This is a genomic window from Planococcus sp. CP5-4_YE, from assembly GCF_019042655.1.
Classification (GTDB): domain Bacteria; phylum Bacillota; class Bacilli; order Bacillales_A; family Planococcaceae; genus Planococcus.
In genome coordinates this window covers 21,051-31,787 of the sequence record NZ_JAHPZO010000025.1, presented here as the reverse complement: position 1 = coordinate 31,787, position 10,737 = coordinate 21,051, and the positions used below count along the sequence as shown (strand labels likewise).

General features: G+C 47.4%; 9 protein-coding genes. 4 read left to right on the top strand and 5 right to left on the bottom strand.

Annotated features, from left to right (window positions below; genetic code table 11):
• Positions 1-221: 221 nt before the first annotated feature.
• The 5 genes from KTG14_RS17130 to KTG14_RS17110 form a co-directional block, all read right to left on the bottom strand.
• A complete protein-coding gene (locus tag KTG14_RS17130; protein ID WP_216970402.1) occupies positions 222-584 on the bottom strand; it encodes a GNAT family N-acetyltransferase in 363 nt (120 codons plus the stop codon).
• 415 nt (positions 585-999) lie between these two features.
• Entirely contained in the window at positions 1,000-1,686 is a 687-nt protein-coding gene (locus KTG14_RS17125) for a Na-translocating system protein MpsC family protein (RefSeq protein ID WP_216972025.1), read from the bottom strand.
• 103 nt (positions 1,687-1,789) lie between these two features.
• The gene (locus KTG14_RS17120) at positions 1,790-3,004 is read right to left on the bottom strand and encodes an MFS transporter (RefSeq protein ID WP_216972024.1); all 1,215 of its coding nucleotides are present in this window, start codon (positions 3,002-3,004) and stop codon (positions 1,790-1,792) included.
• Entirely contained in the window at positions 3,001-4,041 is a 1,041-nt protein-coding gene (locus KTG14_RS17115; protein ID WP_216972023.1) for a helix-turn-helix domain-containing protein, read from the bottom strand. Before KTG14_RS17115 ends, KTG14_RS17120 begins: the two co-directional genes overlap by 4 nt.
• Positions 4,042-4,268: 227 nt before the next feature.
• Positions 4,269-5,009: a C40 family peptidase gene (locus KTG14_RS17110; protein ID WP_216972022.1), complete on the bottom strand. Its 741-nt coding sequence runs from the start codon at positions 5,007-5,009 to the stop codon at positions 4,269-4,271.
• 1,379 nt (positions 5,010-6,388) lie between these two features.
• On the opposite strand from KTG14_RS17110, the gene KTG14_RS17105 reads away from it, so the two are divergent.
• The 4 genes from KTG14_RS17105 (at position 6,389) to KTG14_RS17090 (ending at position 10,389) form a co-directional block, all read left to right on the top strand.
• A complete protein-coding gene (locus KTG14_RS17105) occupies positions 6,389-7,354 on the top strand; it encodes a patatin-like phospholipase family protein (RefSeq protein ID WP_216972021.1) in 966 nt (321 codons plus the stop codon).
• Positions 7,355-7,447: 93 nt separating this feature from the next.
• On the top strand, positions 7,448-8,473 hold the full coding sequence (locus tag KTG14_RS17100; protein ID WP_216972020.1) for an acyltransferase: 1,026 nt from the start codon (positions 7,448-7,450) through the stop codon (positions 8,471-8,473).
• Between the two features lie 238 nt (positions 8,474-8,711).
• Positions 8,712-9,086, top strand: a complete 375-nt coding sequence (locus tag KTG14_RS17095) for a hypothetical protein (protein ID WP_216972019.1) — start codon at positions 8,712-8,714, stop codon at positions 9,084-9,086.
• 295 nt (positions 9,087-9,381) lie between these two features.
• On the top strand, positions 9,382-10,389 hold the full coding sequence (locus KTG14_RS17090) for an Ltp family lipoprotein (protein WP_216972018.1): 1,008 nt from the start codon (positions 9,382-9,384) through the stop codon (positions 10,387-10,389).
• Positions 10,390-10,737 lie beyond the last annotated feature (348 nt).

The following is a 10,737-nucleotide window of genomic DNA, read 5'->3' as shown; positions in this document are numbered from 1 at the left end:
GGGATAAGTACTGCGGTTGCCGGCTGCGCATACTGCCCGAATGCCCGCTGCGTCTTGTGCTAATGCTTTACGGATGTCCATTATGTAATTGCCTCCTTATCTGCTGAACAAGTACGACACGATCAACCCGGTGATGATGCCGAGAGCAAAGAATAGAATGAGTTTCGGTGTTTTTTTTCATCGGTCTCCTCCTCTTTTATACTTCCTCTAATTAGTGAAAATCAACTAAATTGAGATTGTTTCTGCCAGCATCTGTCCAGAAAATCTTTCGTCTCATGAGTTGAGCACATTGCCTGGGAAATATGTTCTTCCTGGACGGATTGAAGAAGGGAGTTGCCGATTCCCCGGTTGCGGAAGGAAGGATGAATGGCGATGTGATGGACAGCGAAAGTCTGTTGCTGCAGGTGGATGCCAATCACTCCAACCACTTTGTCACTTTCCTTCCATACATATAGACGGCGCTCAGCCAGCCCTTCGTAAGTGTTGAGTATTTGCTGAACTGGAACTCCTTTACGGGCCGATGGTAAATGGGAAAGCAAGCGCAAAACGGTTTCCCGGTGGCATGATTCGTATTCGATCATCATTCAAACCCCTCCTTCTCAAGTATGCTTCATCAGTGAACAGGCCATTAAAAAAGCGCCAAAAAGAATAGAACATTCTTTTTGGCGCCACCTCCAGCACTGGTGTCTGGTGTATACGACCGTTTCATTCATTATTGGATTGACCTTTAAAATCAAATAAAGCAGTTAGTTCAATTTCAGTGGTGACTCGTGCACTTACATAATACCCAACTTTTTTCACTAAGTAAACTGACTACTAAGAAAATAGTCAGAAGGAAATGGGTATCATGAAAATTTACCTAAATTTTAGAAGAAATAGCTTTTAAAATTACGAGATACCCGGATCTATTTCGAATGAGCAACGCGAATGATGAACGCATCGTTAACCCTCACAAACTGTGACGTCGCGAAAACAGCTCTGCGGGACTCAAACATATGGTTATTTCTTAAATTCCAATAGCGCATAGCTTTTGTCTTCTTCAAAGTCCCAGTCGACATAAATGCCGATCAATGGGCGTTTGACGATTGCGGGCAATTGGGATTCGGCGAACAACATATATTCCAATGGCCGTTTCGCCAATTTCAAGGCTTCTTGAAATTCATTTTTGATCAGCTCTTTTTCCAGCAACGTGAAAATGCCCAGCCGTTCGATGAGCAGCGTCCGGTCGCTCAGCCAATGAAAATTGGTTTCTGCCGGTTCTTTCTGCCCTGCGATGCTCAGCCGGATGACTTCTTTCCGAAGCGCTTGTTCATCGACTTCTTCCGGCCACCTGAGTTTATGGGATTTTGGTTCTTCCAATACCCCCAAAATCATGCCGGAATAATCGTCCAAATTCCAATCAGCATATAATTCCACTACATCCAGGTCGGCCTCTTTCCAAAAATTCTTCTTGAACTCAGCCATCAATTCAATCATCAATAAATCCCTGGTTTTTAAAATGCGGTTTTTTTCATTCTGTTCGAGCAGAATCTTCTCCATCGGGGCTAGAAAATCCCGGAGTTGAATGCAGACGAATGATTTGTAGGTAGTGACATGCACAGAGCTCGTCCCTTTGCCAAAATGCTCACGCAAGATGCTTGCAGTGAAACCACTGATGATCGATTCTACCGTTTTCTCCTGAGGCATGTCCTCTCTCCTTTAAACGGAAGAAACTGTTCATTCCATTTGGGCAAGTGTACAGGGCTTAGGGAGAAATAGCTACCGTATGAAAAGAATCCTTTAACTTATTTTATTTAAAAGTGAAAAATTTGACCTGTTTACCGCGCGTAAAAGTGCTATATAAACTATACATACCAGGCAGAACAATCAATAAGCCGATGCCGATATAACTGTAGCGGATGTTCCAATCGAAAAACGGGACGGAAGCAAAGAGAATTCCGAGTGGCATGGCGCTTCGTAAAAACAACAAACGCACTGCACTCAGTTGGGCGAGCCGATTGCGCGGAGCATCTCGCTGGAAAATCGCCGCGTTTTGGGCATTGAACAAAGGAAACAACAGTCCGCCGAAAGCTTCGCATAACCACGCAAGCGGAACCGACTGGACGAAATACAAGAAGACGAAAGACAAACCGCCGCCAATCAAGCCGATATACATCGTCCGTTCGCTTTTCGCAAGCTTCGTGAGTAGCACCATCCCTGCCACGTAGCCAATCGGAAACGCTCCTTTGAAGACGCCATATTCCCACGCTTCGCCTTTTAAAACACCGCGGATGAACGGCACGCTCAATACGAGCGTCGCACCGACGGCAAACGACACCGTCGACGATAAAACAGTCAGCTTGAAGAGCCTAGGGTGGCGAAAGAAACTGATATAGCCTTCTTTCAGTTCAGCCCACCAGAATTTCTTCGTCCAAGGCGTCAGTTGTTGTTTAGGAAATGAAGGCAGCTTCGACAACGCGAGAAAGCTCAGAAAAAACAACAATGCCGAAACCCCGTGGATCCACTGCATCGGCAATACAAGAAGGAGCAGCGCCGTGACGCCAGGCGCGAGAAAGCCCATGAGCCGCAGCGTCCCGTCGAGCAAGCCATTGGCATTGGCCAATTCGTCTTCTGTGCACAGGTCCGGAAGCAGTGAAAACGATAAACTCGCAAAAATTGGCTGGAGTAATCCGAGAACGATTTGCAACACGACCAGACCGGCAATGACTCCTGCCTCGTTGCCCATGAAAAACCCGCCAAGCGGCAATAAATAGGCACCCGCACGGATCAATTGAATGCGCCGCAGCATCCGGTCTTTTCGCACATGATTCAAAAATGGCGCGCTGACTCCCTGCAACAAGAGGGAAGGGACGAAGTAAACGAGCCATAAAACGCCCATCCATTCGCGCGAGCCGGTCAATTCGTATAACAACAACCCGTTGACGATAGTGCCGGCTGCACCGCCGAATTCCGAGATAACTTCACCGGCCCATAGCGACTTGAAGGCACGTGAGTAACCCGTCACTCATCCATGCCCAAATAACGGGTCAATTGGCTGGAAAACGCCTCGAGCTGATCCAACCGGATTGAATAGACGCCTTTCTCCACTTGAACGAATTTCGCCGCTTTCAATAAAGCCAGCTGATGATGCAAGGTCGTTTTGGAGATGGCGAACTGGCCGCTGATTTCCTGAAGGGAAGCGGGGCCTTGGCGCAAGTGATGCAATAACTGCAAACGCAATTCATCGCCAAGTGCTTTATGCCCTTGGATCAATTCATTCGGCGGCACACCAGGGTCGAGCAGGTGCTGTTCGCTGACCGGATAGAAAAACAACTTCACATCAGCGGTGCGAATCGTCAGCAGCCAGGGCCGATACGATATATGTGGAATCAGTTTCACCGACCAAATGGAAGGCTCCGGCGCATAGTCAACACCCGCCACATGCTTGATTTCGCTCGCGGCTTTCGCCGACTCGAGCCCGCGATGCTGTTTTGCTTCAAAGTCGAGTGCCTGCAGCCATTTCGCGATATATAGCTTCTCACTCATCCAATCCTGCCATTCGCTTAACACCGTGAAAAACAATTCGCTTAGCTGGGCTTTCGAATGCTCCTGGAGTTCGCGCACATAGCCTCCAAGATAAGCATGCCCTTCAAACAAATCCGCATACTGTACCCATAAAGCATCATCGTTTGGCCGCTGCGCCGCCTCTCCACGCAACACTTCCGCCGACCGGCTGTGATAAGGGAGCAGGACCTCATAAAACTGCTCATCAGACATACCCGTCAACCGCTCCACAAATTCATCAATCGAACGAGCTCCGAACTCATTTTGCAACAACAACAAGCCGTACCACAAATTCGTCTCTTGAATGGTCGCGAGCAAATCCAACAAAGAAGCAGGCATCTTTTGCGCATCACGCTTCCATTCCTCATCCATCTCAAACGTATGGCGCAATTGTCCGTGCGTATAGCCCACGATCCCGACTATCCATTCCCATACCGGCGACTGTTCGACGGCCAGGTGAATCGACTCTTCCGGTAAAGCAGCATCCATGATCTTCATTACAAAAAACCCCCTATAAGCATTTTCTTTATTCTAAAGGAATGAAATATATAATTCAATATTAATTGAATTTATAATTCGGTTTATTTTGAACGAATGAAACGAAGCGAACTATTATATAGAAGGAAGAGAGTAAATCCTGCGCAAAACAACAAGTTCGTCCTTTAAAAAGGCAAAAGAAAAAGAGCACCCGAGATTTCGGATACTCCCTGAATCACATATTTAGCTTAGAAACGTCTGAAGCTGTGGAATTTAGATCCCCAGTATGGGCCGTTCAAGCTTTTCACTTCTGCTTTAGAACCGCCAGAGTGTACGAACTGGTTGTTCCCGATGTAGATCCCAACGTGTGAGATTCCAGCGCGGTAAGTGTTCGCGAAGAAGACCAAATCTCCTGGGCGTGGGCTTGAAACTTTGTAAGACTGAGCATATTGAGAAAGTGTTGTGCGTGAAACGCTCTTGCCTGCTTGTTTGAATGCATATTGTACAAATCCTGAGCAGTCAAACCCAGCTCTTGTCGTGCCGCCAAAACGGTACGGAATGCCTTTAAGCGCTAGTGCTTGAGAAACAACTGCCGAAGAAGAAACGCTTGCTGTTTTAGCAGAAGCCTGGACAACGCCAGAACCTGATGATTTTGTAACGAGTGAGCTATGTACCCAACCGTGAGTTCCGCCAGTGCGAACTTTGAACCATGTGCCGCTGCCGATTGAAGCGGATTTTGTAACTGTTGCAGTTGCGCCTTTAGAAGCAACTCGGATCACGCCGTGGCTTGTGCCGGCATCTCTGCGGACGTTTGTAGCGTATTTGAATTTGTATGTGCTGTTGGAAACTTGAACGATCGCTGGCTCAGATGCTTTCTGTGCGACTTCTGTTTGTGGCTGTTGTGCTTGTGCTGTATTTTGTGCGTCTGTAGCTGAACTTGAAAAGACCAATGCGCCTGCTGCTAGTAGTGTAAAGAATGCTTTTTTCATATTGTCAGTACCTCCGAAGGATAGTTTTTTTAAATTTATGTTATGTGGATATAAAGATTATCATTAATTTGCTCTGTCACTTACTATATAGACTGCCTCCTATAAAAACAATGTCTATGGAGTTTCAATTAGGTTACAGCAATATTACAAGTGAATGACTGCTCATAAAGCTAGTCACAGCAAGGATTTGGACGGTGGTAATATTTGCAATAACATGTTTATTTCTTTTCAAAACGGGAAATAGGAGCCCTTCATAGGTGTTTGAATACACAAAATATTACAGCCGAACAGATTTCATCCGAATTTTTAGAGCCTTTTATTTCCAAAACGGGACTCTGAACACTTTCGTAGCGGTTTTTTAGTCAATTTAATCATATAATTATTAGAAAAGTCAAAAACTATAGCAATAAAGCTTTGTTACACAACTGTAACAATCCATTCATTGCTTTATTTTTGAGGGTTAGGGGTATATGGGGATTAATAGTGTTTTAATCTTTAGTTGGATATAGAAAGAGTTAAAGCGGGAGATTGCGCTCCAGGCGGAAGCTTGCCCAGGGGCGGGAATCGAGCCTCCTCATTCGCTACAAGAACCGCGTGCTCTCACATCTGCATAGCAGATGCGTCGCAAATGATTAGGCTCAGCGATGCTTCGCTTAATCATTCACTGCGGGGTCTCTCAAACCCGTCGCTTCGCTGCTCCCTCGGGCGTCACCGCCTTGCGCTCCATCTCTAGCTATGGAGGAATAAGCAGATGTCATATTTCATTGATGTGTAAGCATGCTAGTAGATAGTGTGTTGTGACTTTGAATTTTTGCTTACCTATATAGAAGAAAGTAGATTTTACAAATCGCAACTTGAATCTAAAACTTCACTTCACCGCTAATAAAAGTTGCCGCGACTCAGCGTGAAACGCTGGGAGCAGTCTCACATTCTAAGTGTCACCACAAACCAACAACAATGAAATCCAATCGATCCACCTATTTCACAATGAATTGTCCAAAGCGCCAAGCGAAACAACCCACCGGAAAAATCAACACAGTCCATTCAAATGGATCATGCTATTTTCAATCAAATCACTCACCGCGACTCAGCGTGAAACGCTGGGAGCAGTCTCACATGCTAAGTGTCACCACAAACCAACAACAATGAAATCCAATCGACCCACCCATTTCGCAATGAACTGACCCAAGCGCCGGCGCGTCCAAGGGCTAGGCGAAGTGATGAGACCGGCGGTTTTCCGGGCTCCTCACGAAAGCCATGCCCAAAGCGCCAAGCGCTGTGTTGACCGATATCATATAAAGCACCTTCACTTCACCTATCACTCATTCATTAACTAATAAAAGAAACAAAACATCTATCTATAGAAGGAGGCTGTCCATATGAAGAAGATTCTATCGATCGATGGCGGGGGCGTACGGGGGATTTTGCCAGCCATGATGCTGTGTGAGCTGGAGCGGCGGACGGGGAAACCCGTCTGTGAACAATTCGATATCTTCGTGGGCACCTCGACTGGCGCGATTCTGGCACTCGGCCTCTTGGTGCCGGACGGCAAAAAGCCGCGCTACACAGCAAACGACATCCTCAAGCTCTACGAAACCGAAGCCGATCGCATGTTCCGAAAATCCTTCCTTCATCGCTCATTCGGCATCGTCGGGCGTTTCCTTCATACCCAATACAGCCACCAAGAATTCGAACAAGTGCTCAAGCATTACTTCAATAACTTGAAATTATCCGACCTCCTTCAGCCGGCCGTCATCCCGAGCTACGACATCCACGGCCGGCAAGCCCATTTTTTCAAAAGCACCGTCATCAATTTGAACGACCGCCAGCCTGACAGTGAAATCCGCCACATCATCCGGGCGGCGACTGCTGCGCCGAGTTATTTTGCGCCGGCGAAGATTCCGGAATATCCGAAAGCTGCGTTTATCGACGGCGGCGTGTTCGCCAACGATCCAGGGTTAAGCGCTTATGCCGAAGGGCTCGAACTCTACGGAGGAGAAGAAGAAGATTTTCTACTCGTATCGCTCGGTACCGGGGAAGCGCAGCGCGAAGTGGAAGTGACCGGCTGGCGGGCGTGGTTCCATTACGGCTGGGCACGGTCTTTATTGAAAGTCATGATGGATGGCAGTTCCGATTCGGTCGACCATCAGCTGCGCCACCTGTTGAAAGATGAAGGCGTTGATCAGCGCTATTTCCGCTTTCAGGAAAAACTGCCCGCAGACGATTCAGGCATTGAACAGCTTGACCGCGTCACGGCGGAAAATCTTGCGCGGCTGCGCCATATCGGACAGCGCATGATCAAAACGCAAAGCGCTGAAATCGATAAATTGTGCCGCTTGTTGTGACTTGTCACGGAAGTGTAATGCGTTTGTCGTGGTAATTACAGAAGCGGCTCAGGTAAAATAAGCGAGGAATCATACTGAAAAGAGGTCAACCCAATGGCACGGAGATACGGCTATATGGACTGGATGCGGGTGTTCGCGATCATTACGGTCGTCGGCGTCCACGTCGCATCGAAAATCATTAATAATTACACAACAGGCGATTGGGAATGGCATTACGCAAACGCGATCGACAGCGCACTTCGCTGGTGCGTGCCGATTTTCTTCATGCTGAGCGGCGCATTGCTCCTCACACGCGACAGCAAAGAACCGATCGGTGAATTTCTGCGCAAGCGGCTCGGCAAGGTCCTGTTGCCGCTCGTGTTCTGGAGTGCCGTTTACATGGCTTATAATATTTTTCAGCTCGGCGAGGAATATACGCCCATGCAAATGCTCGGCGCCTTCATCTCAGATGATATTTACTTCCATCTTTGGTTTCTCTACATCATTACGGGGCTGTATTTGATGGCGCCGTTTTTGCGCATCCTCGTTAAGCATATGGACAAGACGATGTTCCATTATTTCTTCGCGTTTTGGTTCTTGTTCTCGGCCGCGGCACCAATTTTCACGCGGGCAACGGGTTACGAAGTTGCTTTCGCTGGAGAACTATTCGCGCCGTACATCGGCTATTTCTTACTCGGTGCTTATCTCGTCATGTACCCGCTTCCAAAGCGCTGGCTTCCGACGCTTGGGGTCCTCGCGATTATCGGCTACGCGGTTACGCTATACGGCACGGTGTCAGCCAATGTCGGGCGTGAAGCCGGCGATTTTGATGACTTTTACTATGAGCATTATTACCCGCACGCGATCTTTGTTTCGTTATTCGTCTTCGTTGCTTTCCAACAGCTCGGCAAAAATTTGAAATCGACGCCGCTCATTACACGCATCAGCACGGCGACGTTCGGCGTCTACATCATCCATCCACTGATTCAGACCTATTTGAACCGCTTGTTGGATTTCAATGAAACAACCATCAATGTGGGCATCGGAGTGCCTTTGTCGTGGATCGTCATTTTCATCCTGTCCTATCTCATCATCCGCCTGATGCAGAAGACGCCGGTAGTGAGGCGGCTAGTGCCATAGACTGCCAAGGGGAAGGACCAGCACTTATGCCTATATAACTCTATACACAATGGGCCTGTGATTAATGTGGCAGTGTAGAGGGAGACTTACTGGTTAAAAATTTGATGAATTTATTAGAATAACTCGTATTAGATGAGATATCATGATAAGCTGTATTTAATTGTAAATTAAGGCTGGTTTATGGGTATAAAGGGGTGATAGCATCAAAAAGTCAATTTGGCTAGGAATTATGATAGCGATGGCAATTATGCTATCGGCATGTACACATAACGAAGTGATACGAGTGGGCGTTCCATTTACGGATGGATTGACAGAAGGCGTGTTATTCAAAAAAAACATCAAAGACCGCGCTTCAGTGGTCACGCTTAGAACGATCCTGCAAAACGAAAAAGAACTCGAGTCGCTCGATAGGCTATCGGTCGAACCTCAAGCTGTCTTCACCATCGACCGTCCAGATGACGGCGTGCAGGAAATCCGCCGCTTTGTCTGGTATCGTGACAATGGCCGCGCCGTCATGTCCAATGAACGAAATGTCCTGTCCCATAAAGAGAATCAGGAATTCTTCAGGCTGACAGCAGAACAAACGCAAGATTTGAAAAAGATCCTTCAATAAACTCTTTAAAAATAGAAGATGAGATGATGAAGCCTTGCCTTGTGCAGGGCTTTTTATGATAGGTAAAACGTCTGCAACGAAGCGGACAATAGGCTGTTGCGTGGTTGAAGATCCTGGAATTGGAATAAATAGATTTTCATCTTGTTTTAGTAATAATTAATCACTATAATGAAAAATAAGACAATTTAATTAGTTTTAAAGTTCTACCTAATTATCCGCTTAGTAGTTATCAATAATCACAAATAGGGTAATCCATAGTAATTGTCATACCATTACTCAATAAGGAGGAAAAAGAATGGACAATGTATTTTTGTTGCTGTTTTTGATTTCTGGGATCGCCTTGCTTATAGGGCTGATCAAACCAGGCCTTGTATTAAAGTGGCTGCCAGAATCCGGACGTACCCGAAAGAAAGTTGCGATGTACTTCGTGCCTGCGCTATTGATTTCATTCGTAATGTTCGGAATCACAGCGGATCCGGTCGAAGAAGACATGGCAGGCGTAGAAGAAGTGGAAGCAGAGGCACCGGCTGAAGAAGATACAAGTGATGAAGATGCTGAACGCGAAGCCGAAGAACAGGCTGCCCGCGAAGCGGAAGAGGAAGCAGAGCGTGAGGCCAAAGAAGAGGCAGAACGTGAAGCAGAAGAAGCAGCAGAACAAGAGGCAGAGGAACAGGCCGCTCGCGAAGCGGAGGAAGCAGCGGCAAAAGAAGCTGAGGAAGCGGCAGCGAAAGAAGCGGAAGAACAAGCCGCAGCGGAAGCAGCCCGTGAAGCCGAAGAAGCGGCAGCCCGTGAAGCGGAGGAAGAAGCAGCCCGCATCGCAGAAGAGGAAGCGGCCGAAAAAGCCGCTGCTGAAAAAGCGGCTGCCGAAGCCGGAACGCTATCCCAGCAGCAAGCAGTCGAACACGCCAAAAACTACATCAGCTATACGGCCTTCTCGAAGAGCGGCCTAGTCGAACAATTAGAATTCGAAGGCTATAGCAATGCCGATGCTGTGTACGCAGTCGATAAAATCGACGTGGATTGGAGAGCCCAGTCCATTCTGAAAGCCCAAGACTACCTGGAATACACAGCATTCTCCAAATCCGGCTTGATCGAACAACTCGTCTTCGAGGGCTTCAGCAATGAAGACGCAGCCTACGCCGTCGACAACATCACCGTCGACTGGACCGAACAAGCCGTCAAAAAAGCGCAAGAATACTTGGACTATACGCCATTCTCCAGAGACGGCCTTATCGATCAACTGGAATTTGAAGGCTTTAGCAACGCCGACGCCGTCTACGCAGTAGACATCATCGGCCTGTAATCCAAGAAAGATTATATGGAACTTGAAACGAAATAGCGGAGCGGAGCAGTCACAACGACTGCTCTTTTTCTATGGCTCGAAGTTCCACAAATACTAAGCTGCATCTAACAGCGGATGTGAGAGGCGAAACCAGTTGCTTGTGACTATCCCCAATCAACGAAATCTAAAAGCAGTCCCGCGCCAAGGGTGAAGCGAAACAATAAGACAAGCGTTCTTCCTGGCTTATTGTGAAAGCTCAACCCCAAGCGAACACTGCGGCTCTTCAAGCAGACACCCCAAATCGTATCTCTCTCATGTATCTAGCGATTAAGATGAGCACCAATAACTAAGCAAACTAATCAGCGGATG

Excerpts from the sequence above, each read along its gene's own strand:
- KTG14_RS17130 (WP_216970402.1), bottom strand. The coding sequence starts at position 584 with ATGATGATCGAATACGAATCATGCCACCGGGAAACCGTTTTGCGCTTG.
- KTG14_RS17125 (WP_216972025.1), bottom strand. The coding sequence starts at position 1,686 with ATGCCTCAGGAGAAAACGGTAGAATCGATCATCAGTGGTTTCACTGCA.
- KTG14_RS17115 (WP_216972023.1), bottom strand. The coding sequence starts at position 4,041 with ATGAAGATCATGGATGCTGCTTTACCGGAAGAGTCGATTCACCTGGCC.
- KTG14_RS17110 (WP_216972022.1), bottom strand. The coding sequence starts at position 5,009 with ATGAAAAAAGCATTCTTTACACTACTAGCAGCAGGCGCATTGGTCTTT.
- KTG14_RS17105 (WP_216972021.1), top strand. The coding sequence starts at position 6,389 with ATGAAGAAGATTCTATCGATCGATGGCGGGGGCGTACGGGGGATTTTG.
- KTG14_RS17100 (WP_216972020.1), top strand. The coding sequence starts at position 7,448 with ATGGCACGGAGATACGGCTATATGGACTGGATGCGGGTGTTCGCGATC.
- KTG14_RS17095 (WP_216972019.1), top strand. The coding sequence starts at position 8,712 with ATGGCAATTATGCTATCGGCATGTACACATAACGAAGTGATACGAGTG.
- KTG14_RS17090 (WP_216972018.1), top strand. The coding sequence starts at position 9,382 with ATGGACAATGTATTTTTGTTGCTGTTTTTGATTTCTGGGATCGCCTTG.